The organism is Silicimonas lutimaris (genome assembly GCF_047314965.1).
Taxonomy (GTDB): domain Bacteria; phylum Pseudomonadota; class Alphaproteobacteria; order Rhodobacterales; family Rhodobacteraceae; genus JAVJUV01.
Genome location: NZ_JBLBVK010000056.1, coordinates 80,572 through 103,167, shown reverse-complemented (window position 1 = coordinate 103,167; position 22,596 = coordinate 80,572). Strand labels below are relative to the sequence as shown.

At 62.0% G+C, this 22,596-nt stretch carries 25 protein-coding genes; 21 read left to right on the top strand and 4 right to left on the bottom strand.

Annotated elements, in window-relative coordinates; all coding sequences use genetic code 11:
- The first annotated feature begins 43 nt into the window (after positions 1–43).
- From ACKLNI_RS17975 to ACKLNI_RS17925, 11 genes are all read left to right on the top strand, one after another.
- The gene (locus ACKLNI_RS17975) at positions 44–1,093 is read left to right on the top strand and encodes a Hint domain-containing protein (protein WP_413720477.1); all 1,050 of its coding nucleotides are present in this window, start codon (positions 44–46) and stop codon (positions 1,091–1,093) included.
- A 127-nt stretch (positions 1,094–1,220) separates the two neighbouring features.
- Positions 1,221–2,147 (top strand): DUF4253 domain-containing protein, encoded by a 927-nt coding sequence (locus tag ACKLNI_RS17970; protein ID WP_413720476.1) that lies wholly within the window; start codon positions 1,221–1,223, stop codon positions 2,145–2,147.
- A gap of 222 nt (positions 2,148–2,369) precedes the next feature.
- Positions 2,370–2,990, top strand: coding sequence for a 30S ribosomal protein S4 (rpsD, locus tag ACKLNI_RS17965; RefSeq protein WP_413720475.1), 621 nt, complete (start codon positions 2,370–2,372; stop codon positions 2,988–2,990).
- Between the two features lie 186 nt (positions 2,991–3,176).
- Positions 3,177–4,106 (top strand): ABC transporter ATP-binding protein, encoded by a 930-nt coding sequence (locus tag ACKLNI_RS17960; protein WP_413720474.1) that lies wholly within the window; start codon positions 3,177–3,179, stop codon positions 4,104–4,106.
- The gene (locus ACKLNI_RS17955; protein ID WP_413720473.1) at positions 4,103–4,864 is read left to right on the top strand and encodes an ABC transporter permease; all 762 of its coding nucleotides are present in this window, start codon (positions 4,103–4,105) and stop codon (positions 4,862–4,864) included. The genes ACKLNI_RS17960 and ACKLNI_RS17955 overlap by 4 nt, the downstream gene beginning before the upstream one ends.
- Before the next feature lie 106 nt (positions 4,865–4,970).
- Positions 4,971–5,771 carry a S49 family peptidase gene (locus ACKLNI_RS17950; RefSeq protein WP_413720472.1) on the top strand — a complete coding sequence of 267 codons (801 nt, stop codon included), beginning with the start codon at positions 4,971–4,973 and terminating at the stop codon, positions 5,769–5,771.
- Positions 5,772–5,778: 7 nt separating this feature from the next.
- On the top strand, positions 5,779–5,940 hold the full coding sequence (locus ACKLNI_RS17945) for a hypothetical protein (protein WP_413720471.1): 162 nt from the start codon (positions 5,779–5,781) through the stop codon (positions 5,938–5,940).
- A 4-nt stretch (positions 5,941–5,944) separates the two neighbouring features.
- Positions 5,945–6,904 (top strand): calcium/sodium antiporter, encoded by a 960-nt coding sequence (locus ACKLNI_RS17940; RefSeq protein ID WP_413720470.1) that lies wholly within the window; start codon positions 5,945–5,947, stop codon positions 6,902–6,904.
- Positions 6,901–7,686 carry an SDR family oxidoreductase gene (locus ACKLNI_RS17935; RefSeq protein WP_413720469.1) on the top strand — a complete coding sequence of 262 codons (786 nt, stop codon included), beginning with the start codon at positions 6,901–6,903 and terminating at the stop codon, positions 7,684–7,686. Before ACKLNI_RS17940 ends, ACKLNI_RS17935 begins: the two co-directional genes overlap by 4 nt.
- A gap of 312 nt (positions 7,687–7,998) precedes the next feature.
- Positions 7,999–9,864, top strand: a complete 1,866-nt coding sequence (uvrC, locus tag ACKLNI_RS17930; RefSeq protein WP_413720468.1) for an excinuclease ABC subunit UvrC — start codon at positions 7,999–8,001, stop codon at positions 9,862–9,864.
- Between the two features lie 9 nt (positions 9,865–9,873).
- Positions 9,874–10,704, top strand: a complete 831-nt coding sequence (locus ACKLNI_RS17925) for a DUF6544 family protein (protein WP_413720467.1) — start codon at positions 9,874–9,876, stop codon at positions 10,702–10,704.
- Between the two features lie 4 nt (positions 10,705–10,708).
- Here ACKLNI_RS17925 and trhA read toward each other — a convergent pair whose 3' ends face one another.
- On the bottom strand, positions 10,709–11,356 hold the full coding sequence (trhA, locus tag ACKLNI_RS17920) for a PAQR family membrane homeostasis protein TrhA (protein WP_413720466.1): 648 nt from the start codon (positions 11,354–11,356) through the stop codon (positions 10,709–10,711).
- A 108-nt stretch (positions 11,357–11,464) separates the two neighbouring features.
- On the opposite strand from trhA, the gene pgsA reads away from it, so the two are divergent.
- The 4 genes from pgsA to ACKLNI_RS17900 all read left to right on the top strand — a co-directional run bounded on the left by pgsA (position 11,465) and on the right by ACKLNI_RS17900 (position 13,868).
- Entirely contained in the window at positions 11,465–12,127 is a 663-nt protein-coding gene (pgsA, locus tag ACKLNI_RS17915; RefSeq protein WP_413720465.1) for a CDP-diacylglycerol--glycerol-3-phosphate 3-phosphatidyltransferase, read from the top strand.
- Positions 12,124–12,375, top strand: a complete 252-nt coding sequence (moaD, locus tag ACKLNI_RS17910; protein ID WP_413720464.1) for a molybdopterin converting factor subunit 1 — start codon at positions 12,124–12,126, stop codon at positions 12,373–12,375. Before pgsA ends, moaD begins: the two co-directional genes overlap by 4 nt.
- Positions 12,372–12,812 (top strand): molybdenum cofactor biosynthesis protein MoaE, encoded by a 441-nt coding sequence (locus tag ACKLNI_RS17905; protein WP_413720463.1) that lies wholly within the window; start codon positions 12,372–12,374, stop codon positions 12,810–12,812. Before moaD ends, ACKLNI_RS17905 begins: the two co-directional genes overlap by 4 nt.
- A gap of 174 nt (positions 12,813–12,986) precedes the next feature.
- The gene (locus ACKLNI_RS17900; protein ID WP_413720462.1) at positions 12,987–13,868 is read left to right on the top strand and encodes a hypothetical protein; all 882 of its coding nucleotides are present in this window, start codon (positions 12,987–12,989) and stop codon (positions 13,866–13,868) included.
- A 60-nt stretch (positions 13,869–13,928) separates the two neighbouring features.
- Here the strand turns inward: ACKLNI_RS17900 and ACKLNI_RS17895 are convergent, their stop codons facing one another.
- Entirely contained in the window at positions 13,929–14,153 is a 225-nt protein-coding gene (locus tag ACKLNI_RS17895) for a hypothetical protein (RefSeq protein WP_413720461.1), read from the bottom strand.
- 93 nt (positions 14,154–14,246) lie between these two features.
- Here ACKLNI_RS17895 and ACKLNI_RS17890 point away from each other — a divergent pair, with 93 nt between their 5' ends.
- On the top strand, positions 14,247–15,134 hold the full coding sequence (locus ACKLNI_RS17890) for a LysR family transcriptional regulator (RefSeq protein ID WP_413720460.1): 888 nt from the start codon (positions 14,247–14,249) through the stop codon (positions 15,132–15,134).
- 14 nt (positions 15,135–15,148) lie between these two features.
- On the opposite strand, the gene ACKLNI_RS17885 is transcribed toward ACKLNI_RS17890, so the two are convergent.
- Positions 15,149–15,754, bottom strand: coding sequence for a 2-hydroxychromene-2-carboxylate isomerase (locus tag ACKLNI_RS17885; protein ID WP_413720459.1), 606 nt, complete (start codon positions 15,752–15,754; stop codon positions 15,149–15,151).
- A 56-nt stretch (positions 15,755–15,810) separates the two neighbouring features.
- A complete protein-coding gene (gene hrpB / locus ACKLNI_RS17880; protein WP_413720556.1) occupies positions 15,811–18,204 on the bottom strand; it encodes an ATP-dependent helicase HrpB in 2,394 nt (797 codons plus the stop codon).
- 104 nt (positions 18,205–18,308) lie between these two features.
- On the opposite strand from hrpB, the gene meaB reads away from it, so the two are divergent.
- The 5 genes from meaB to ACKLNI_RS17855 all read left to right on the top strand — a co-directional run bounded on the left by meaB (position 18,309) and on the right by ACKLNI_RS17855 (position 22,510).
- On the top strand, positions 18,309–19,298 hold the full coding sequence (meaB, locus tag ACKLNI_RS17875; RefSeq protein WP_413720458.1) for a methylmalonyl Co-A mutase-associated GTPase MeaB: 990 nt from the start codon (positions 18,309–18,311) through the stop codon (positions 19,296–19,298).
- Positions 19,298–20,080 carry an alpha/beta fold hydrolase gene (locus ACKLNI_RS17870; protein ID WP_413720457.1) on the top strand — a complete coding sequence of 261 codons (783 nt, stop codon included), beginning with the start codon at positions 19,298–19,300 and terminating at the stop codon, positions 20,078–20,080. The genes meaB and ACKLNI_RS17870 overlap by 1 nt, the downstream gene beginning before the upstream one ends.
- Positions 20,081–20,222: 142 nt before the next feature.
- Positions 20,223–20,510: a 50S ribosomal protein L28 gene (rpmB, locus tag ACKLNI_RS17865; RefSeq protein WP_413720456.1), complete on the top strand. Its 288-nt coding sequence runs from the start codon at positions 20,223–20,225 to the stop codon at positions 20,508–20,510.
- Between the two features lie 704 nt (positions 20,511–21,214).
- Positions 21,215–21,613 carry a c-type cytochrome gene (locus ACKLNI_RS17860; protein WP_413720455.1) on the top strand — a complete coding sequence of 133 codons (399 nt, stop codon included), beginning with the start codon at positions 21,215–21,217 and terminating at the stop codon, positions 21,611–21,613.
- A 291-nt stretch (positions 21,614–21,904) separates the two neighbouring features.
- Positions 21,905–22,510, top strand: a complete 606-nt coding sequence (locus ACKLNI_RS17855; RefSeq protein WP_413720454.1) for a DUF6639 family protein — start codon at positions 21,905–21,907, stop codon at positions 22,508–22,510.
- Positions 22,511–22,596: the final 86 nt, after the last annotated feature.

The following is a 22,596-nucleotide window of genomic DNA, read 5'->3' as shown; positions in this document are numbered from 1 at the left end:
TCCTGTTAAAGTGCCGGCAACGATAAAAAACGAGGCGGGTAGGATGAGCAGTACAGCGGGCCGGTCCGGCGCGTTTCTGATGTCGTGGTCTCAGACCGAAGTCGACGGTCACGCCGAAGCTCCGGAGGCGGATATCCGGACCAACGCCTACTGGCGCTGGTCGGGTGAGGCTGTTGACATAAGCGCAGCGGTCCGATTGGCGGAACGCGGGACGTTTTCTTCGGACACCGCATTCCGGAATCATGCCGCCGCCGCAGCGCGCGCCGTAATCGGGCAAGCAACAGACAAGCTGGTCGAGGCTTCAGCGTCGCCTGCTGGTCGGCCGGATCGCAGCTTCAGGCTGTCCGATGGCCGTGAAACATGGATGGCGACCATGATCTCCATATCCGGTCTGGAGCATCCGCTCTTGCTGTTTGCCGACGGCGTCCCGCCCGCGGGCCTGCCGCTTCGGATCGAATGGGTCGAGACATTCGGGATCACCAAGAGTGTTGGCAGAGCGAGCGGCGTCTTTGGGCTGACCAGCGGCACATGGATTGAGACACCGGGAGGTTCGAGGCAGATCGAGCATCTCTCGGCGGGCGACAAGGTTCTGACTCTCGATGCGGGGGTTCAGGAACTGATCTGGATCGGTGCGCGGACACTGAGCATCGGGGAGCTGTGGCGTGAGCCGGAGCTGGCGCCGGTGAAGCTTTGCCAAGGGGCGCTGGACCGGTTCCGGGCCGACGAACCCCTGGTCGTCTCGCCGTATCAAAGATTGCTGATGCGAGGCCGGCATGCCGACGCCGAGGAAGTCACCGAGGCGCTTGTCGCGGCCCGGGATCTTGTGGATGGCGACGCCATCCTGAGAGAGGCGCTGCACCGCCCTGTCACCTATTTTCTTCTGCTGCTGGAGCAGCATCACGTCATCATGGCCAACGGGTTCGAGACCGAGACGTTCCATCCTTCCGCGGCTCCCCTGCACGCTTTGCCGGAGGCCGAGCGTCAGAGGCTGTTCGATGTGATGCCGGCGCTGAATGCCGAACCTGCAGCTTATGGTCCTTTGGTGCGCCCGGTTCTGAGCCGCGCGGAAGTGGCGTTGCTGGCCGCAGCCTGATCCCGGTTGTGATGTGTTCCGGCAACAAAGGGCCGGACTGGCACCGATTGGATCGTGCGCCGCCCTGTTTTCGCCATGATTGGAAGAGTTTCTGGCCGGATCAGAGTTTCAAGATCCGCGCGCGCCCATGATTTCACTTCCATTTTCGCTTGAGCAACTTCCCGTATCGTCCGCCGATGAGAGCTTGCACAGGATCATGCAGGACCGGCCCGGGCTTGTTCCGGTTCTTCTGGGGGATGCAGATGTGTTCTCTGTCGAATGGGCCGAGTGCGTCGACGAGTTCGAGGATCCTGATGCCATCCTCGCGGAAGCCGGTACGATCGACGTGGACGAGTGGTTCGCTGCGCGGCGACCGGAACTGGCCCATGCGGAAGCGGAGATGGAAGGGTCCCTGAAACGGTTCAATGCCATCTGGCGCGTGCTTATCCTGCCCTACGATGCGCTTGTTCTTCCTGTCCGACTGTTGCGCTGGGCCGTGACTGGAACGCGTCCTGCCTTGCTTTCCAGTACGCCCTTCGACATCGGGCCGTTGGGCGATGACGCGCCGCAGCCGGCCAGCACCGTCGAGACGCTGAAGGCGCAGTTGGCCGAACTGGAGTTCTCGGGCGAGGGCAGCGACGAAGAATTGAGGGAGATCCGGGACGTCATCGGGGCGATCGAGACGGAGGGCACCGGGCACCGGATCTACCCCGATCCGATCGACTATCTGACACCCCGGCACGGAGACACCCTGGCCGCCGGGCTTATCGCGACGGACGCGCCGTGGAAGTCTGCCGCATGGCTGCAGCATGGGACCTATGCAACTTCGGTGCCGAAACCTGTTCTGGTCGCCCATTGCCGCTGGCTGTGGGAAAAGTACGGTGCGCGGATCATCACGGCCTCCACGGATCACCTTGGCTTCGAGGTTACCCGTCCGCCGGAGACAGAGGAAGAGGCGCGTGAAATCCTGAGCCGCTTCTTCGTACTCTGCGCGGACGAGGTGAACGCAGAGAACCGCGGAACCGATGGATCGAGCCTGGTTGGCGTCTCGCGCTGGTGGGTCTGGTGGGACTGAGGTTCCCCAAGAAAACCTGAGTCTTCGGCGTGCGCGTTTGCTGGGTTGCCGTGCGCGCCGCAGCGCGGCGTTTGACCTGTTGACAGCCGTTCAATCCGTTGTATAAGCGCCGCTTCATTGGTGTTGGTGGACCCCGCAAGGGGAAACCTGTCGTCCCGGCAAAATCCGGGAAGGAGGACAACGCCCTTCACGCCCACTGGGGCATTCAGAAGGAGATCAGAGGTGACCAAACGCACCGCTGCCAAGTACAAAATCGACCGCCGGATGGGCGAAAACATCTGGGGCCGTCCGAAATCCCCCGTCAACCGCCGCGAGTACGGCCCCGGCCAGCACGGCCAGCGCCGCAAGGGCAAGATGTCCGACTTCGGTCTGCAGCTTCGCGCCAAGCAGAAGCTGAAGGGCTATTACGGCGACCTGACGGAAAAGCAGTTCAAGCGCATCTTTGCGGAAGCTGCTCGGGTGAAGGGTGACACCGGCGAAAACCTGATCGGCCTCCTGGAGCGCCGCCTCGACGCCGTCGTCTACCGCGCCAAGTTCGTGCCGACGATCTTCGCCGCGCGTCAGTTCGTGAACCACGGCCATGTCCTGGTGAACGGAAGCCGGGTAAACATCGCCTCCTACCGCGTGAAGGAAGGCGACGTGATCGAGGTTCGCGACAAATCCAAGCAGATGGCGCTGGTTCTGGAAGCCGCCCAACTGCCCGAGCGTGACGTCCCGGATTACTTGGAAGTCGATCACTCGAAGATGAAGGCGACCTTCGTGCGCACGCCGGGCCTGTCGGACGTGCCGTATCCGGTGATGATGGAACCGAACCTCGTCATCGAATACTACGCTCAGAACTAAGCGCGTCGCGCCGAGTTTCCGGGCCGTCCTTCGGGGCGGCCCGTTTTGTTTGGGGCTTTCGTTTGCAGGCGGGCAAGTTGTTCCGCGCCCCTGAGGCCTATGCATTTCGGCATAGTGACCATGCGCGTTATCGCAGTGTTGCACCCTGCGTGGGTGCACTATCTGAGGTGGGAAAGGAGGTGCCCGATGAGTGGCATCGTTCAGGTCAGGGATCTGACCAAGACCTACGACGGCGGTTTTCAGGCGCTGAAGGGTGTTTCGCTTGATATCGAGCAGGGCGAGATCATCGCGCTGCTGGGCCCCAATGGCGCGGGCAAGACGACGCTCATCTCGACGATTTGCGGGATCACGTCGCCCAGCTCCGGGCAGGTGACTGTCGGCGGGCATGACATCATGCGGGACTATCGTGCCGCGCGACAGTTGATCGGTCTTGTGCCACAGGAGGTCTCGATCGAGCCGTTCGAGTTCGTCCGGAATACGGTGCGGTTTTCCCGGGGGCTTTTTGGAAAGCGTCACGACCCGGCCTTCCTGGAGCAGATCCTGAAAGACCTGTCGCTTTGGGACAAGCGGAACAACCGCAATGTCACGTTGTCGGGCGGGATGAAGCGGCGTGTGATGATCGCCAAGGCACTGGCGCATGAACCGCGGGTTCTGTTCCTGGATGAACCGACGGCCGGGGTCGACGTGGAATTGCGCCGGGACATGTGGGACCTGGTCGAGCGCTTGAGGCAGGATGGCGTCACCATCATCCTGACCACGCATTACATCGAGGAAGCCGAAGCCATCGCCGACCGGATCGGGGTCATCAACAAGGGCGAGTTGCTTCTTGTCGAAGACAAGACCGCGCTGATGGCGCGCATGGGGAAAAAAGAGATGCGGATCGAGCTGACGAGCGCTGTCGGGGCATTGCCGGCAGCTTTGTCCGGGTACGATCTGAGCATCGAAGACGATGGGCGCGTGCTGGTTTACAGCTATGACACGAAAGGCGAGAGAACCGGCATCACCTCGCTTTTGAGGGATCTGCAGTCTGCCGGGCTGACGCTGCGGGACGTTCAGACCAGCCAGTCTTCTCTGGAAGACATCTTCGTGGGCCTGGTGCGGGAGAGCGCGGCATGAACCTGTATGGAATTCTTGCCATCTGGCGTTTCGAGATGTCGCGCTTCTATCGCTCGATCATTCAGTCGATCGTGTCGCCTGTCCTGTCGACTTCGCTTTATTTCGTTGTCTTCGGCGCGGCCATCGGCAGCCGGATCGAGGAAGTGGACGGTGTGAGCTATGGCGCCTTCATCGTGCCGGGGCTGATCATGCTGACCGTGTTGCAGCAGGCCATCCAGAACGCCAGCTTCGGGATATACTTCCCCAAGTTCATCGGCACCATCTTCGAGGTTCTGTCGGCGCCTCTGTCGTCGTTCGAGATCGTGATCGGCTATGTCGGTGCGGCGGCGTTCAAGGCCTTGCTGATCGGGCTGATCATTCTGGGAACGTCGTTCTTCTTTGTCGATCTGAGCATTGCGCATCCGATCCTGATGTTACTGTTCCTTGTGCTGACCTCGGTCAGTTTTGCGCTTCTGGGTTTCATTCTGGGGATATGGGCGAGGAGCTTCGAGCAGTTGAACCTTGTGCCGCTTCTCGTCGTCACGCCGTTGGTCTTCCTTGGCGGGTCGTTCTATTCGATCTCGATGCTGCCGCCCTTCTGGCAAACCGTGTCGCACTTCAATCCGGTGCTTTACCTGGTATCGGGTTTCCGATGGTCGTTCTTCGGAATGGCGGATGTTCCTGTTGCTGCCAGCCTTGCGGCGATCACGCTGTTCCTTGTGTCGTGCCTTGGTATCGTCTGGTGGATCTTCCGGACCGGGTACCGGATCAAGCAATGATCGCACGTCACTCGGCGCGTTCCGGAACAGGATTTGTCGCAACAATCTCGCTTTCTGCTCCGATCCCGCCTTGTTGCGGTGTGCGATGCGGCCTACATCGCTCGGCATGAGGCGCTATATCCCATTCGTCAAAGCTCCGCCGGTTGTCTCGGTTGTCCGCCTCCAGGGGATGATCGCGGCACAGTCGCGTGGCGCCACGTTGAGCGATGCCGGACTTGCAGGGATGATCCAGAAGGCGTTCACGCGAGGAAAGCCCGAGGCCGTGGCGCTGTCGATCAATTCGCCGGGTGGCAGTCCGTCGCAGTCGTCCCTGATCGCCGCGCGCATTCGCCGTTTGGCGGAAGAGAAGGGCGTGAAGGTCTATGCCTTCGTCGAGGATGTCGCCGCGTCTGGCGGTTACTACATCGCCTGTGCGGCCGATGAAATCTGGGTTGACCGGCATTCCATCGTCGGATCGATCGGCGTGATATCTGCCGGGTTCGGGCTGGACCAGTTCATCGAACGGCACGGTATAGAGCGCCGGGTCTATACGGCGGGCAAGTCCAAGAGCATGCTTGATCCATTCCGTCCCGAGAAGCCCGAGGACGTTACCCGTCTGAGAGAATTGCAGGATCATATCCATCGGGGTTTCATCGAGCATGTCAGGGAGCGGCGCGGCGCCAAGCTGGACGAGGCGCAGGAGTTGTTCACCGGAGAGATTTGGGTCGGAGATGGTGCCGTGCAGACCGGGTTGATCGATGGCGTCGGGCATCTGGTGCCGAAGATGAAGGAGATTTTCGGCGAGAAGGTCGTCCTGAAAGTCTATGAGCAGCGTCGCCCGCTTCTGGCCCGGTTCGGAGCTTCGCTCGCCGGCGATGCGATGGCAGAACTCGAAAGCCGGGCCGCTTTTGCCCGGTTCGGGGTCTGAGACCTTCATGATACTCAAGATAGTCTCCCTGTTCCTCGTGTTCATCGCCGTCCTCGGCATGTTCGGGAAGCTGGGGCTATTGCTGCCGCGGCGGCTGACCTCGGCCAAGTGCCCGTCGTGCGGGCGGTATCGCATCGGGCGTGGCCCATGCCCCTGCGGGAAGGCCTGACCGGATGGAGTGGTTGTTTGCGGGTCTGGGTCTGATCATCCTGCTTCTGGCCGGTGACCTTATGGTCCGTGGCGCGGTGAACCTGTCGCTTCGGGTCGGGATTCCGGCCCTTCTGGTCAGCCTGACGATCGTGGCTTTCGGTACATCGGCACCTGAGCTGCTGATCTCGGTGAAGGCGATCATCGACGGCGCGCCGGGTCTTGCGCTGGGCAACGTCGTCGGCTCGAACACGGCCAATATCCTGCTGGTCCTTGGGATACCGGCGCTGATTTCTCGATTGCACACGTCGCATTGCGATACGCGGAAGAGTTATGTGCTGATGCTGCTGGTCACGGCCGGTTTCATCGGATTTTCGTTCATGGGTCCGATCACATGGATCGATGGTTTGATCTTCCTGGCCATCCTCGCGTTGATCCTTCTGGATCAGGCGCGCGAAGCTTTGGGACATCGGCGAGAGAAGGCCAACGGGACTCTTGGCGAGGACGAAGACATCGAGGGTCTCGACCCGAACATGCCCTGGTGGAAGATCGGGGTCTTTCTGGCGCTTGGCCTGATCGGTCTTCCCTTGGGCGCAGACATCCTGGTGGATGCGTCTCTGGTGATCGCGAAAAACTTCGGGGTGTCGGATGCCGTCATCGGGCTGACCCTTGTCGCGCTAGGCACGTCGCTGCCGGAACTTGCGACCACCGTCATGGCGGCTATTCGGCGGCAGGCGGATGTGGCGTTGGGCAACGTTATCGGTTCGAACATGTTCAACCTTCTGGCCATCATCGGAGTGGCCAGCCTGTTCGGCCCGATCCCGGTTGGAGCCGAGTTTCTGGATTTCGATCTTTGGGTAATGCTTGCCGCATCGCTTCTGATTTTGCCGTTCGTCTTTGTGAAAGGGCTTGACCTGACCCGTCGCTGGGGCGTGGTGCTGAGCGCTCTCTACGTCGTTTACGTGGTCATGGTGGTGAGCGGATGACCGGAGCGGCGCTTGTCACAGGTGGGGCCAAAAGGCTGGGCAGGGCGATGGCGCTGTTCCTGGCCGAGCGTGGCCATGACGTTGTAATCCACTTCAACGGTTCGGCCAAGGAGGCTGAGGAAGTCGCTGGCATGTGCCGAGGCCATGGCGTCAATGCCGTGACCGTTCAGGCGGACCTGACGGCGGAAGCGCAGATGCAATCGCTGGTTTCCGAGGCGGTGGACGCGATCGGAGCGCCTCTTGTGGTGCTGGTGAACTCCGCCTCGATATTCGAGTACGACAATATCGAGACGGCTACCCGAGAGAGCTGGGACCGGCACCTGGAATCGAACCTTCGCGCGCCTTTCGTGCTGACGCAGAAGTTTGCAGAGCAGGCGCCCGAACCGGTGATCGAGGGGCGCTGGAATGAACCCACCGCCCAGGCGCTGATCGTCAACATGATCGACATGCGGGTTCGCAAGCTGACGCCCGAGTTCATGAGCTATACGATTGCCAAGTCGGCGCTATGGACGCTGACACGGACGTCCGCGCAGGCTCTGGCCCCGATAGTGCGCGTGAACGCGATCGGCCCGGGTCCGACCATGCAGGGCGTGCGGCAGTCCGAAGAGCACTTCGCAAATCAACGGGCCGCGACGATCATGAAGCGCGGCGCTGACCCTTCGGATATCACCCATGCGCTGGGATACTTCCTGGATGCGCCTTCTGTGACCGGCCAGCTTCTGTGCATCGATGGAGGCCAGCACCTTGGCTGGCAGACGCCGGATGTGCTGGGTGTCGAATAGGCTGGATGTCCAATCCGTGGGATGAGGCGGCGCAAGTTTTGCACCGCTTGGTCCGGGTCTTCACCAATGTGTTACAAAATACCTAATGTTTTCAACATTTTGCTTAACGCGAAAAAAATATTAAATGAAATCAATTATTTAGACAATTGCCTAAAAATTGTGCAATGACATGAAAGCTCCTGAAACTAACAGAAAATTCCCTGTGCCGCAGAGTTCTCCCGAGGGTTATCCACAGATTCCGTGGACAGGTTTGCCCTTGCCGCCGACGGCCAGTCGGTGCAGCCAGATTCAGAATCGCTTCATACTAGACCGATGACCGACACACCGACAAAACCCGTCCCTAGAGGCCACGAAGTCATCCAGTCCTACCTGAGGACGCTGGACGCGTCGCCGGGCGTCTATCGGATGCTGGATGAGAAAGGTGCGGTTCTTTACGTCGGCAAGGCGCGGAACCTGAAGGCGCGGGTGTCGTCCTATGCGCGACCGACGGGCCATACCCCGCGGATCGCGCGGATGATCCGCGATACGGCTTCGATGATGTTCCTGACGACGCGGACCGAGGTCGAAGCTTTGCTGCTGGAACAGAACCTGATCAAGCAGTTGAAGCCGCGTTACAACGTGCTGGCGCGCGACGACAAATCGTTCCCGAATATCCTTGTCTCGAAGGAGCACGCGTTTCCGCAGATCAAGAAGCACCGGGGCGCGAAGAAGGAGAAGGGCGCCTATTACGGACCCTTCGCCTCGGCCGGGGCGGTGAATCGGACCCTGAACCAGTTGCAGAAGGTGTTCCTGTTGCGGAACTGTTCCGATGCCACCTTCGAGAGTCGTACCCGTCCTTGCCTTCTGTACCAGATCAAGCGGTGCAGCGCGCCTTGCGTCGGCTATATCAGCGAGGCTGACTATGCCGGGCTGGTGTCGGATGCCGAGCGGTTCCTGCAGGGTCGGACGACCAAGGTTCAGGAGACGCTGGCCGCCGAGATGCAGGCGGCGTCCGACGCCATGGAATTCGAGCGCGCGGCCGCATTGCGCGATCGCCTGAAGGCGTTGACCTATGTGCAGGGCAGCCAGGCTGTGAACCCGGCGGGTGTGACCGAGGCGGATGTCGTCGCGCTGCACATGGAGGGCGGGCAGGCCTGCGTGCAGGTGTTCTTCATCCGCGCGAACCAGAACTGGGGCAATCGGGATTACTATCCGCGCACTGGCTCGGGGGCTGAGGCCGCCGAGGTGATGCAGGCCTTCGTGACGCAATTCTATGACCAGAAGGATCCCCCCCGGCTGGTGCTGCTGTCGGACGAGATCGAGGACGCGGACCTGGTCTCGGAGGCACTCAGCGAAAAAGCAGGGCGGAAGGTGCGGATCGAGGTGCCGCAGCGGGGCGAGAAGAAGGACCTGATCGCGGGGGCATTGCGCAACGCGCGGGAAAGCCTTGCCCGCAAGATGTCGGAAACCGCCACGCAGTCGAAGCTGCTCGCGGGTCTGGCGGAGGCGTTCGATCTGGACGCTCCGCCGTCGAGGATCGAGGTTTACGACAACAGCCATATCCAGGGTGCCCATGCGGTTGGCGCGATGATCGTGGCGGGGCCTGAAGGGTTCGTTAAGAGCCAGTACCGGAAATTCAACATCAAGGGCGAGGACCTGACGCCCGGCGACGACTTCGGCATGATGAAGGAGGTCCTGACGCGGCGGTTCAAGCGGCTGCTGAAAGAGGACCCGGACCGCCAGTCGGACGCATGGCCCGATCTGTTGCTGATCGACGGCGGCGCCGGTCAGGTCAGCGCGGTCCACGAGATCATGGTGGAGCTTGGCGTAGAGGACGTACCCATGGTGGGTGTCGCCAAGGGCATCGACCGGGACCTCGGGAAGGAAGAGTTCCATCGGTTCAAGGAGCGGCCTTTCGTTCTGAAGCGTGGCGACCCGGTCTTGTATTTCATCCAGCGGATGCGCGACGAGGCGCACCGTTTCGCGATCGGCGCGCACCGGGCGAAGCGGTCGAAGGCCGTGGGCGCCACGCCGCTGGACGACGTGCCTGGCGTGGGCGCGACCCGGAAACGGGCGCTTCTCGCGCATTTCGGCTCGGCCAAGGCGGTGGCGCGCGCGGATTTGAGCGACCTCAAGGCCGTGGAAGGGATTTCGGATACGATCGCCGAGACGATCTATGATTTCTTCCACGAGAAGTAGCCTTTTCGCATGGTCTTTCTGAAACTGTTCCTGGCCCTGATCCTGACGGTTGTTCTTGGGCTGCTGCTCTGGCGGCTGACAGATACCGTGCGGGCCAATGCCGCCTGGTCGCGGCTGGCGTCGGTCGGTGCGGACAGCGTGGCGGTTTTCGACCCGGCGATGGTTGCCGGTTTGCCGGAACCGGCGCGGCGGTACTTCAATTTCACGATCGCTCCCGGCACCCGGCTGAGCACGGTCGCGGTGATCGAGATGGACGGGCAGCTTGGCCTTGGGACGAAGGACAATCCGAAGTACCAGCCGATGAGGGCGCGACAGATCCTGGCTCCGCCGCACGGTTTGCTGTGGCGGCTCAATACCGGGATGATCACGGGTTCCGACGCGGCGTTGCCGGAGACTTCATGGACTCGCTTCTGGCTTTTTCACCTGGCGCCTGTGGTGCGCATTTCGGGCGATCCCGACCATCACCGCTCGGCTTTCGGGCGTGTGGTGTCGGAGGCGGCCTTCTGGGCCCCTGCCGCGCTTTTTCCGTCCAGTACCGTGACGTGGGAGGCGCGGGGTGACGACGTAGCGCGGGCGACCGTGACCTTCGGCGCATTTACGCAGTGGGTCGATATCACGGTCGGAGAAGACGGTGCGCCACTGAAAGTGGTCATCGAACGCTGGAGCAACGCGAACTCCGATGGTGAATACCGTTTGCAGCCGTTTGGCGGGTTGCTGTCCGAATATCGCACGTTCGACGGTTTCCGGGTGCCCACCCGCGTCGATGGCGGTAACCTGATCGACACGCCAGACTATTTCCCGTTCTTCCGGGCGAAGGTCACCGCACTGGAGTTTCTCTGAGGCTTCAAAGCACGACGGCGACGACGAGGCCGGAATAGATCGTCAGGCTGGCTGCAAGCACGAAGCAGTGCCAGATGGTGTTGTGAAACGGCAGCCTGTCCCAGAGGTAGAAAACGACGCCGACCGTGTAGAGCAGGCCCCCCGTCGCAACCAGCGTGACAACAGGTCCCGGCAGGTTGCGAAAGAGATCCCAACCCACGAGGGTCGCCGCCCAACCCATGCCGATATAGAGGGCGAGGCCGACCAGCCGCCATCGCGCGGGGGAAATCAGTTTGAGCGATATTCCAGCCGCTGCCGCCGCCCACAGACCTGCGGCAAGCGCAAAGCCGTGCCCGGCGATCAGCACGAAGGCGGTATAGGTGCCCGCGATTTTCAGGTAGATCGCGGAATGGTCGAGCCTTTGCAAAAGCCATTCCCAGTCGGGGTGCGGGAAGATGTTGTAGAGTGCCGAACAGCCGATCATCGCGAAGAGCGAAGCGCCATAGACCGACGCTGCGGTTACCTGCCACACGTTGCCGTCGAGAAGGGCCGCGAGGACAATCAGGACGGGCACCGCCGCCGTGACTGCCAGAATTCCGGCAAGATGGACGGCCATGTCCGAGAGATACTCGGCCCTGCTGTAGCCTTCGCGTTTTGCAAGCGTGATACCCATACGAGCTTACATAGTCTTCCGGTGTTAATTGCACATGACATCATCGTACCGTGCCGTTTGGTCAAGCAAGCCCTTTCCCTCGGGCGGCAGGAGGATTATTCCCGTGACATGACCTGGACGATCCCGAACATCCTGACGACTCTCCGGCTGCTGGCGGCGCCGGGCGTGGTCCTAATGTTTCTGTATTTCACGCGCCCCTGGGCGGATTGGTTCGCGCTGCTTCTGTTTGTCAGCGCGGCGGTCACCGATTGGTTCGACGGCTACCTGGCGCGCCTCTGGAAGCAGGAATCGAAGCTGGGCGCCATGCTGGACCCGATTGCCGACAAGGCGATGGTGGTCATCGCGCTTCTGGTAATCACCGGATACGCGGGCATGGACCCCTGGATCCTGCTGCCCGCGACGGTGATCATGTTCCGCGAGGTTTTCGTCTCGGGGCTTCGGGAGTTTCTTGGTGACACGGCGGGAACGCTGAAGGTCACGAAGCTGGCCAAGTGGAAGACGACGGCGCAGATGGTATCCATCGCGGTGCTTTTCGCGACGGGCATATTCCAGCACATGCTGATCGAACGCACCGTCGGAATGGACGCTTCGGTGATCGCCGAGATTTTCGAGGGCGGGGATGATCCGCTGAACCTTCGGCTGATTCAGCAGGCTTACTGGGTCACCTGGTGGGTCGGCGTTGCGCTATTGTGGGTTGCTGCCGCTTTGACCCTAATCACGGGTTTCGATTATTTCAGGAAATCGTTGCCTTACCTGAAGGACGAGGCATGATCGACGTCTTGTATTTCGCATGGCTGCGCGAACGGATCGGAGCGCCGAAGGAGCGCATCGATACGAAAGCGGGCACCGTGGCCGAACTGATCGAGGAACTGAAGGCGCGCTCGGATGCCCATGCGCTGGCTTTTTCGGACATCACTGCCGTGCGCGCGGCGCTGGACCAGGAACTGGTCGAGGACCTGTCGGCGGCTATCGGGGACGCGCGGGAAGTGGCTTTCTTCCCGCCGATGACGGGAGGGTGAGCGTCCGGGTTCAGGACGCGCCCTTCGACATGGGCGCCGAGGTGGAGGCCTTTACGGCCGCATCCAAGGGCGCAGGCGCAGTTGTGACCTTTTCGGGGCTGGTGCGCGACGAGGCGGGCACGCTGACCGCGATGGAGATCGAGCATTATCCGGGGATGACCGAGAAGGCGCTGGAGAAGATCCGGGCCGAAGCAGTCGAGCGCTGGTCGCTGACGGACGCGATGATCATCCACCGTTTCGGTCCGATGAAGCCCGGAGACCAGATCATGATGGTCGCCACCGCCGCCCGGCATCGGGGCGACGCCTTTGCAGCCGCCGAGTTTTTGATGGACTACCTCAAGTCACGCGCGCCGTTCTGGAAGAAGGAATTCGGCAAAGACGGCGATTCATGGGTTGCTGCCAAAGACGAGGATGAGGCGGCGCTCAATCGCTGGTAGATTTTTGGCGCTGAACAATACAGTCTATGCGGGAATATTGTTGCTAATTTGCCAGAGAATTTCTTGGTTAATCGTTTATTTCTCGGAAGCCGGATTTCGGGCGGATTGCGCCATTTTTCCGCCCTGAACCGAGAATGAAACGCCTTCATGAGATTGTTCAATGAAGGTAGCCAAATGAAATTCTTCACTAAATGCGCGCTTGCCGCGACTTTGCTCTCGGTTTCTGCCTGTGGCCTTATCCGCGACGAAGTTGTCGTGAATGGCGAAGTCCTGAGCAGCGCCATGTTGCCGGGCAATATCTATGTGCCCGTCGTCAATGATGGTGAAACAACTCCGATAGACCAGATTACAGGCGAGGGTGTTCCTGGCTTTGTCGGGAACTCCGACGGTACGGTCAGTCAGGTTCTGGTCCGCGTCAGCGAGGATCGTTCGACCGCTTATGTCTCGGTCGATGGCGGGCCGGAGCGCGAATTCCCGACACGGACGTCGTATTATGACTCCGGTTCTTACTTCTACGGAAATTACACTGATGGAACACGAACTGTGTACCTCAACTCGGACACAAACCCGGACTACGCAAAATACTGGAGTTATTATGGATCCGACGGGTTTGGCTCTGGCAACTATGGACTGGAAACGCCGGTAGATGCCCTGACGACAGATGCAGCCACCTATGGCGGATCTTTCGCGATGAGCGGCGAAACGGCGTCGATGAGCGGTTCGATGGGCATGGTGCTGGACTTTGCCAGCGGTGATATCGACGGTGTGTTCTTCGGCAGTTTCTACAGCGAATCTCTATGCTGCGAGGAAGAGTCCTCGGGAAGTTCGGGTACCGTCTTCGGAGAAATTGACGGCGCGATTTCGGGCAGCCGCGTAGCTGGCAGCGCTTTCGCAACTGGCGGTGCGGAAGGAACGTTCGACTTCATGGGTGGCATCTACGGTGAAACCGGAAACCAGGTCGCTGGCGGCATTGGCGGGACCCTGACGACGGGAACCGGTGACCATGCGATAGGCGGACAGTTCTCCCTCAATCCCGGTTATTACTACTACGACTGAGTTTTGACGACATTGAAACGGACGCCCCCGGGTCATTCCCGGGGGCGTTTTTTTGCCCGTTCAGAACCGGCAGGGATAGATCAGCATCATGGTCTGCACGTCCGCTTCGCTGGCCAGCGCTGTCGCCTTCTCATCGAGCATATCGATGATGAAGTCACGTCGTGCGCGGGTCTCGTCAGGCGTGGCAGGAGCGACTGGTGTCCGGGACGGGCGGATGGAGCGCATCCACGAAAACAGAGTTTCGGTCAGCGATGGAGCGAAAGCGGGAAGTGCCGTGTGGGTCATGTGCTTGATCCTTGCCGTATGATGCCTTGATCCAAGGCTAGCGGGGCGAGCAATTTGCTGGAATTGGCGCTGGCGTTGTGCTGTTATTCAAAAATGAAGAGCGCATTCCGCAACTGGTCCGATGTTCGCGTGTTTCTTGCCGTCATGCGTGAGGGATCGACCCTTGCCGCGTCGCGCAGGCTGGATATCGCGCAGCCAACCGTGGCCCGGAGGATCGACGCGCTGGAGCACGAGATCGGGCTGACGCTGTTCGAGCGGGATACGCGCGGGTTCCATCCGACCGAGGTGGCGCGGGCCCTGTTGCCGATCGCCGAGACATTCGAAAAGGCGGCGGCGGATTTCGAGGACAAGGCGCAGGGGCTGAAGGCCTGCCGTCCAATCCGCGTGACGGCAAATCGGGCCAATTTTTCGTCCCGGATCAGCGCGATCTTCAGCGATTTCGTTGAGCAAAGGCCGGATGTGAAGTTCGATTTTCTTCCCGGCTCGCAGGTTCTGGACCTGATGGCGGGGGAGGCGGATGTTGCCCTGCGGATTACGCGTTCGCCAATTGAACCGGACCTGATCTGTCGCAAGATCAGCACGGCGCGGTTTTCACTGTTCGGTTCACCAAGCTATGCCGAGAAATACGGGCTGCCGACTTCGCCCGACGATCTGGCGGGGCACAGGTTGCTGACATTCCAGCGTGACGACATTCCCCAGGTGTTTCACCAGTGGCTTTTGAAGTACGCCACCCCGGATCAGATCGTTCTGTCGTTTTCCGAGACCGACATGATGCACTCGGCGATCCGCGCGGGACGGGGGCTTGGTATCGCCAACCTGAAGATGGCAGAGGGCGATCCGTCGTTGATCTGCTGTTTCGACCCGCCGGAAGAACTGTCGGCCGAACATGTGATGCTGGTGTCCCCCGACGCCTATCGTCGGCCAGAGGTTCGGGAATTCACCAAGTTCTTTGCCCCGAGGTATGCGGCTCTGTTCAAGTAGCTGGCTGATGCTGTCTAGGACGTGTGATGCAGCGTCTCGCGGAACCAGGACAGGGCGTCTTCAAGTCGGTCATCACCCCAGAAGAGCTCGCCGTCTATGACGAAGCTTGGCGCGCCGAAAATCCCTCTCTGGCGTGCCTCGGTCGTTGCAGCGCGGTAGGCCGTCTCGATGTCGTCCGACATGGCGCGGGCGATGATCCGGTTATGGTCCTGACCGATCCGGGCCAGTGCACGGGTGAGATTCTCGGGTCCGCCTGCTTCGAGACCTTTCTCGAACCACAGCTTGTAGGTGGCCGCGATATAGTCGCGCGCCCAGCCTTCCGCGCGGCCCAGAACGGCGATCCGGTTCGCCAGATCGAACTCTTTCAGCGGGTATGGCGCGGGCAGCACTGGCGAAAGGCCATGCATCTTCGCGCGCCGGTCGATGTCGCGCCACATATAGGCGGCCTTAACCGGCTTGGTCGCGAACGGGATGTTGTCCATCTCGATCATGATCTCGCGGACGCTGAACGGACGCCAGTCGAAGCGGATGCCCGTGGTTTCCTCGATTGCAGGCAGGCGAGAGACGGTCAGATAGCTGTAGGTGCTGCCGATCGATATCCAGAATTCCGGTTGGGTCATGGCGTTTCCCCCCGAAAGCCAGTCTGGGCGATGTGCCGGTTATGTCAACAGGTGGCTTATTCACCGCGCCTCTTGGCGCGAAGCGTCGGGTCGGCCACGGTCGGGTCTTCTGGCCAGGGGTGTTTGGGGTAGCGACCGCGCATGTCCTTCCGCACATCGGCATAGGAGGTGGCCCAGAAGCCGGGGATGTCCATGGTTGTCTGGACGGGCCGTCCGGCGGGCGAGAGGAGCGTGACGCGGAGCGGGCGTCCGGCGACGACCGGGTGACGGGTGACGCCGAACATCTCCTGCAGGCGAAGCGCGATCTCGGGGTCGGTCCCGGAATAGTCGATGGGGATCTTCCGCCCGAGGGGTGTTTCGAAATTGGCCGGAGTTTCACGGTCGAGCGTCTGCGTCTGATCCCAGTCGAGCATGGCGCGGAGTGCGGGCAGGGGATCGAACGCTCGCCATTCGGCGGAGGAGCGGACGCCGGATAGATGCGGGAGGAGCCAGTCTTGGAGCGTGTCCATCAGGGCGGCGTCGCCCATGTCGGGCAGGTCGTGGCCTGCCGCCCGCACAAGCGCCACGCGGGCCCGGAAGCGCTGTGCGGCGTCGGAGAAGGAGAAGCCAAGCTGGCGGATGCCGTCGAGCATGGCGGCAGCGATGCGCTCGGGCGGCGCGTCGGTCCAGCGTTTCGATGACAGCGCGATGGCGCCAAGGCGTTCCTCGACCCGCGCCTCCACGCGCCCGTCGCGGCGGGACCACTCGGCGAAGCGCGCCTCGGCGATGCGGTCGGCGAGGACGTCGCGGAGCGCCGCTTCGGAGATTGCGAGAGCGGTGCGGATGGAGGCCTCGGTCGGGTGACCGTCGGTGTCGGTGACGACGAGGAGGCGCTGGGACGCCAGCGGATCGGCCGCGTCCATCTTCACGCCCTTGCCGCCGGAGAGCAGCCAGCGCGGATCGTCGCCGGGGCGGCGAAGGCCGATACGGTCCGGATAGGCGAGTGCGGCCTGTTCGGCGGGATCGGTGCGATGGCTGCCCTTGGCTAGCTGTTCGAGCCGCCGTGCCTCGGCGCGGATGCGGTCGAGCCGGGGATCGCGTCTGTCGCTGCTGAGGGCCGCGAGGCGGCGGGAGAGATCTGCGCCAGCGCCGCGAAGCGGGTCCTGATCGGCCAGAAGGGCGGCAAGGGGGGCGGCGGTTTTGCCCGCGACGGCCAGCATGTGGGCGAGACGGGGATGGAGCGGCATGGCAGCGAGGGTACGGCCATGTTCGGTGATGCGATTGGCGGCGTCCAGCGCGCCGAGGTCAGCCAGAAGCGACCGCGACTCGGCAAGCGGGCGTTCGGGGGGGCGGGTGAGAAAGCGCAGGTCGTCGGAACCCCATTCGGCCAGTTCGAGCGCTAAACCCGCCAGATCGGCGGCTTCGATCTCGGCGGGAGGATAGGCGTCGAGTGCGCCTTCCTCGCCCTTTGTCCAGAGTCGGTAGCAGGTGCCCTCGGCGACACGGCCTGCGCGGCCCCGGCGCTGGTCGGCCTCGGCGCGGGTGACGCGCTCCGTCACCAGCCGCGACATGCCGGAGCCGGGATCGAACCGCGCGCGGCGGGCGCGGCCACCGTCGATGACGACGCGGATATCGGGGATGGTGAGCGAGGTTTCGGCGATGGCGGTGGCAAGCACCAGCTTGCGGCCCTTGGCCGGTGCCAGCGCCTTTTGCTGGGCGGCGAAGGGCAGGGCGCCGTAGAGCGGGAGAATCTCGATGCCGTGCAGATCGAGCGCCGCGGCGACGCGGCGGATTTCGCCCTCGCCGGGCAGGAAGGCGAGCATGCCACCCGTGGTCTCGTGCGCAGCGCGGTGGATCAGGTCGGCCATGGCCCGTTCGAAGCGGATATCCCGGGGCAGAGGGCGGTCGAGCCAGACCGTCTCGACCGGGAAGCTCTGTCCCTCGGAGGTTATGACGGGCGCATCGTCCATCAGCCGGGCCACAGGGGCGGCGTCGAGCGTCGCGGACATGGCCACGAGGATCAGGTCGTCGCGAAGTGCCGTGCGGACTTCGAGCGCAAGGGCAAGGCCGAGATCGGCGTTGAGCGAGCGTTCGTGGAATTCGTCGAAGATCACCGCACCGATACCGTCGAGCGATGGATCGGACTGGATCATTCGGGTCAGGATGCCCTCGGTTACGACCTCGATCCGGGTGGATTTCGAGGTCTTGGCCTCTCCCCTGATGCGATAGCCGACCGTCTGCCCCACGTCTTCGCCCAGGGTCTCGGCCATGCGCCCGGCGGCGGCACGGGCGGCAAGGCGACGGGGCTCCAGCATGACGATCTTTTGCGCGGTCAGGCCCGCGTCCAGCATGGCAAGCGGTACGCGCGTGGTCTTGCCCGCGCCCGGCGGCGCCTGAAGCACGGCGCGGCCCGCCTTGCGGAGCGCGTCGATCAGATCAGGGAGCGCGTCGTCTATCGGAAGCCTGTCCATGTCCCTGCCATAGCGCAGCCCGCGCCGGATGCCAGCCCTGCGCGTGACAAAAGCCTGCGGGTGGCTCTGGACACGCCCCTTGCCAAAGGCCAAGGTCGCCGCCGATGACGGATGAGATCGAGATTTTGGCAGGGGCCGTGAGGGCTGGGGATCGCCGCGCGCTGGCGCGGGCGATCACGCTTGTGGAAAGTGCGCGGGAGGATCACCGGGCGAAGGCGGACCGGCTGCTGGAAGTGCTGGCCGACTCCGAACGGCAAGCGTTGCGGATCGGACTGTCGGGCACGCCAGGCGTGGGCAAGTCGACATTCATCGAGGCATTCGGCTGCATGCTGACCGAACAAGGGCTGCGTGTCGCGGTCCTGGCGGTGGACCCATCGTCGGCGCGGACCGGCGGGTCGATCCTGGGCGACAAGACGCGGATGGAGCGCCTTGCGCGCGATCCGAAAGCCTTTATCCGGCCTTCGCCGAGTCAGACGCAACTGGGCGGTGTCGCCCGGCGCACCCGCGATGCGGTTGCGCTTTGCGAAGCGGCGGGGTTCGACATTGTGCTGATCGAAACGGTTGGTGTCGGGCAATCCGAAACCATCGTGGCGGATATGTCGGACCTGTTCGTCCTGCTGATTGCGCCTGCGGGCGGCGACGAGTTGCAGGGCGTGAAGCGGGGCATCATGGAGATCGCAGACCTGATTCTCGTGAACAAAGCCGACGGCGCCTTGAAGCAAGTCGCAACGCGGACCGTCGCGGACTATGCCGGCGCGCTGCGGCTTCTGCGCAAACGCGAGGGCGATCCCGAAGGTTATCCGAAGGCCATGCCGGTCTCTGCTGTCGAGGGTGCCGGGCTGAGCGAGGCGTGGGCGGCGATGTCGGAGTTGGCGGAGTTCCGGCGCGACACAGGGTTCTGGCGGGCGCGGCGCGCGGCGCAGGCGCGGCACTGGTTCGAGGATGAGGTCCGGCAAGGTTTGCTGCGGCGCCTGCAGGAGGACCCCGAGGCCGAGGCCGCGATGGATGCTCTGGGTCATGAGGTTGCCGAAGGGCGGCGTGCGCCGGGCGCGGCTGCCTCTGATGTGCTGGCGCGACTGGGGGGATCGGACTGATGGGAGAGATTAGTTTCCCGGAATTCGGTGCGACGCTACGCTGGCATGAGCGCGGCGCGGGCCGGCCTCTGGTCGTCTTGCCGGCGCTGAGCGTGCCGGTCCTGTCGGTCTTCGGTGCGATGATCGAAGGCCCGGTGCTGGCCGGCAGACGGATCATCCTTATCGACTATCTGGGATCGGGGGCGTCCGACCGCCCGGCGGATTTCGATTTCAGCCTTGCCGCGCATGCGCGTTGCGTTGCGGTTGTGCTTGAGGCGCTTGGCCTGGAGGCCGTGGACGTGCTGGGCCATTCTATGGGTGGTTCGGTGGCGATCCGACTGGCTTTGGATCATCCGAGGCTGGTCGGCCGATTGGGAATCGGAGAGGGAAATCTTGTCCCCGGCGGTGGCGCCACCTCGTCGCGGATCATGCGATACGAGAGGCAGGCGTTCATCGAAGGTGGCTGCGCCGCTCTGGGCGCACGGTTGCGGGAAGTAGGCTCCGCCTGGCTGGCGGATGGCTGGGAAAGTGCGGATCCGGCCGTTGTCTGGGGCAACGCGGCGGCGCTGGTCGGGCTGGAGCCCGGTTTTGGCGACGCCTTTCTGGGCATGTCGATTCCACGGACCTTCATTTTCGGCGACCGTAGCCTGGCCGAGGGCCTGGCTCCCGATGTGCCGGACCCGGCGATGCTGAGCGCTGCGGGAGTGCATGTCGTCGTGGTGCCGGAGGCGGGCCATGCGATGTTCCTGGACAATCCCGGGGGCAGCGCCCGGGCGGTCGTGGAGGCCTTTCCGACAGGATGAGCCATCCGGGGCTTGACGCGGAGCGGGAGAGACCGTATTCCGCGCGGACGGATTCTTGGGCAGGGCCGATGGCGCTGCCCGTTTGCATTGACGAGGCCCCGGTGGGTCTGGTCGACGAGACGAACATCGAAGGACGAAAACCATGTCGCGCCGTTGCGAATTGACCGGAAAAGGCCCGATGACTGGCAACAATGTCAGCCATGCCAACAACAAGACCAAGCGCCGGTTCCTGCCGAACCTGACCGAAACTGCGCTGATGTCGGAAACCCTGGGCCGGACCTTCCGGCTGAAGGTGTCGTCGTCGGCCCTGCGCACGGTTGATCACCGCGGTGGGCTGGACGCCTATCTGCTCAAGGCGAAAGACGCCGAGCTGAGCCCCAGCGCGCTGAAGATCAAGAAAGAGATCGTGAAGGCCCAGGCTGCAGCCTGATCCTTTCCGAACAGGATCGAAAAGCCCCGCTTCGGCGGGGTTTTTTGTTTGTCCGGGGTGTTGCCTGCGCTCGGTGGGGTAATGCCTGGCGGGAAGCGTGCGATGGTCCGGGGTGAAAACCCGGGACTTGCCGTTGGGTGGGCGCGCAAGTCATTGTAAATCATATGCTATCCGGCTCGGCGACGCTGTCGGCATTCCGTCTGCAAAGCGTCGGCATTCCGTATGGCAAAGTGTATGGCAAGGGCGGTCGCCCGGTTCATGATTTGTCAGTATTTGGACGCCGGGCATGGAAAAGGCCCGGACGGCGCCTGATCTTGCGCGATCCGGGGTGCCGGGAGCGATCCCGGTGGAAGCAAGGGTGGCGGCGCCGCCGATGCGGGCCGGTGCGATCCTTGGCCGTCTTGGATGGGGTTTCCCCCAGTCACCGGAGCTGGTGACGCAGGCCTGTCAGGCCCGCGTCCCGCAGGGTTCGAACGGCACGAGTCTCTTGGGCTCTCGTTCAGGTCCGGTTAACTTGCAGAGCGGTCTTTTGTTTATGACATGGCCATGGCCCGCTGGGAGCCCGATGCGGACATGTCGGCAAAGCTTGAGACAGGCTTTCATGCCGCGAAATTGGAGGAATTGTCTTAGATCAATGCGCCATGTTCGATCGTGTTGGCACCATTCATAGCATCAACCATATCTATTTGCTTGGGAGGCCAATCATGAAACACTCGAGAACTCTTGCAAGTTTCGTTGCAGCCCTGCTGCTGACCAGTAACCCTGTCATTGCCGACGTCGCTGGCCAACAGGAGTACATGGTCGCTTGCGCGGGGTGCCATGGTGAGAGTGCAATGGGTGACGGGCCTCTTGCCGGGCTTCTGAGCATCACCACTCCAAATCTCACGGAACTCTCGAAAGGGAACGACGGCGAGTTTCCGTTCGAAGAAGTTCTGACCACCATCGACGGTCGCGATGGTATCCGGGCGCATGGGAGTACGATGCCGGTCTGGGGTGAGCGCTTCCAAGCATCGGCAACGAGCCAGCGTGGAGAGACCGCAGACATGGTAACTCGCGGACGTGTCCTTTCGCTCGTATACTACCTTCAGTCAGTCCAGAAGTAGCAAACAATCGAGAGTTTCGGTTTCCACCAACCGTTTGCTCTGCTTTGCTGATTTAATCAGCGACGATCGCGTCGCCTGAGCTCGGTATTGGCGCGTAAGAACGGGCGAAGCCGCCGCTTTCTTGCTGAGGTGCAACAACTTTTCTGACGCCAAGGACACTTTGAAGGAATACGGCAGAACATGGGTATTCCGAGAAACTCTATCAATTCGAGCCGCTGCGCAGTCCTAGCCACGCTTGTATGGATATCCCTGTCTCCTGCTTTTTGCGGACCATTGGTTTGTGCGGATCCGATGTTCGCGGTGGATGCAAATGACGACACAATGACTCTCCAGCTCTGCGAGATGGCAACGGAAATTCGCGACAAGTTGGAAGTCTGCGGGTTGAAACAGTCTCGCGTGCTGACGATAGAAATTGCGGATGGAGCTAGCCATCCGCTCGCGAACTGCCTCGCCTACTTTTACTGCGAATTCGATCTGGTTCGCGTCACCAATCCGTCAACTTGGGATGCGCTTTTGGAAGAGGACCAAGCCTACGCCGGTCTCCCCGCGAATGTCACCCTGAAAGCATTGCTGACACATGAAATCACACATGCTCTCGTCGCCCAGACTGCCGGTGACAGAGAGGTGGCGCTGGTCGACCAGGAATATATTGCAGCCTCCATGGAGCTCGAATTCATGGAAGAAGCATGGCGCGACGTCTTGCTTGGAGCGTCTACTGTAACTTTGCCCCCCAAGGTCGGCCTCATTGATATATGGATATATGCCTTTTCCCCAAGGAAGTTCGCGGTGAATGCCTGGCAGCACTTCAACCTCCCCGAAAACGGCTGTGCGCCGGTCCAGCAGATTGTGGTGGGCGATGTCAGCTTTTCGAAGGCAGTCAGGCCAGAGTTGAGATAACGAAGCTTGAAGGCCGTTTCGTCCGCCAAGCAGACGTAAGGCGGACATTGCTTGATGTCTCCGTTGAGCCCAAACCCACCGCGCGG

Excerpts from the sequence above, each read along its gene's own strand:
- ACKLNI_RS17975 (WP_413720477.1), top strand. The coding sequence starts at position 44 with ATGAGCAGTACAGCGGGCCGGTCCGGCGCGTTTCTGATGTCGTGGTCT.
- ACKLNI_RS17970 (WP_413720476.1), top strand. The coding sequence starts at position 1,221 with ATGATTTCACTTCCATTTTCGCTTGAGCAACTTCCCGTATCGTCCGCC.
- ACKLNI_RS17960 (WP_413720474.1), top strand. The coding sequence starts at position 3,177 with ATGAGTGGCATCGTTCAGGTCAGGGATCTGACCAAGACCTACGACGGC.
- ACKLNI_RS17955 (WP_413720473.1), top strand. The coding sequence starts at position 4,103 with ATGAACCTGTATGGAATTCTTGCCATCTGGCGTTTCGAGATGTCGCGC.
- ACKLNI_RS17950 (WP_413720472.1), top strand. The coding sequence starts at position 4,971 with ATGAGGCGCTATATCCCATTCGTCAAAGCTCCGCCGGTTGTCTCGGTT.
- ACKLNI_RS17945 (WP_413720471.1), top strand. The coding sequence starts at position 5,779 with ATGATACTCAAGATAGTCTCCCTGTTCCTCGTGTTCATCGCCGTCCTC.
- ACKLNI_RS17940 (WP_413720470.1), top strand. The coding sequence starts at position 5,945 with ATGGAGTGGTTGTTTGCGGGTCTGGGTCTGATCATCCTGCTTCTGGCC.
- ACKLNI_RS17935 (WP_413720469.1), top strand. The coding sequence starts at position 6,901 with ATGACCGGAGCGGCGCTTGTCACAGGTGGGGCCAAAAGGCTGGGCAGG.
- uvrC (WP_413720468.1), top strand. The coding sequence starts at position 7,999 with ATGACCGACACACCGACAAAACCCGTCCCTAGAGGCCACGAAGTCATC.
- ACKLNI_RS17925 (WP_413720467.1), top strand. The coding sequence starts at position 9,874 with ATGGTCTTTCTGAAACTGTTCCTGGCCCTGATCCTGACGGTTGTTCTT.
- trhA (WP_413720466.1), bottom strand. The coding sequence starts at position 11,356 with ATGGGTATCACGCTTGCAAAACGCGAAGGCTACAGCAGGGCCGAGTAT.
- pgsA (WP_413720465.1), top strand. The coding sequence starts at position 11,465 with ATGACCTGGACGATCCCGAACATCCTGACGACTCTCCGGCTGCTGGCG.
- moaD (WP_413720464.1), top strand. The coding sequence starts at position 12,124 with ATGATCGACGTCTTGTATTTCGCATGGCTGCGCGAACGGATCGGAGCG.
- ACKLNI_RS17900 (WP_413720462.1), top strand. The coding sequence starts at position 12,987 with ATGAAATTCTTCACTAAATGCGCGCTTGCCGCGACTTTGCTCTCGGTT.
- ACKLNI_RS17895 (WP_413720461.1), bottom strand. The coding sequence starts at position 14,153 with ATGACCCACACGGCACTTCCCGCTTTCGCTCCATCGCTGACCGAAACT.
- ACKLNI_RS17890 (WP_413720460.1), top strand. The coding sequence starts at position 14,247 with ATGAAGAGCGCATTCCGCAACTGGTCCGATGTTCGCGTGTTTCTTGCC.
- ACKLNI_RS17885 (WP_413720459.1), bottom strand. The coding sequence starts at position 15,754 with ATGACCCAACCGGAATTCTGGATATCGATCGGCAGCACCTACAGCTAT.
- hrpB (WP_413720556.1), bottom strand. The coding sequence starts at position 18,204 with ATGGACAGGCTTCCGATAGACGACGCGCTCCCTGATCTGATCGACGCG.
- meaB (WP_413720458.1), top strand. The coding sequence starts at position 18,309 with ATGACGGATGAGATCGAGATTTTGGCAGGGGCCGTGAGGGCTGGGGAT.
- ACKLNI_RS17870 (WP_413720457.1), top strand. The coding sequence starts at position 19,298 with ATGGGAGAGATTAGTTTCCCGGAATTCGGTGCGACGCTACGCTGGCAT.
- rpmB (WP_413720456.1), top strand. The coding sequence starts at position 20,223 with ATGTCGCGCCGTTGCGAATTGACCGGAAAAGGCCCGATGACTGGCAAC.
- ACKLNI_RS17860 (WP_413720455.1), top strand. The coding sequence starts at position 21,215 with ATGAAACACTCGAGAACTCTTGCAAGTTTCGTTGCAGCCCTGCTGCTG.
- ACKLNI_RS17855 (WP_413720454.1), top strand. The coding sequence starts at position 21,905 with ATGTTCGCGGTGGATGCAAATGACGACACAATGACTCTCCAGCTCTGC.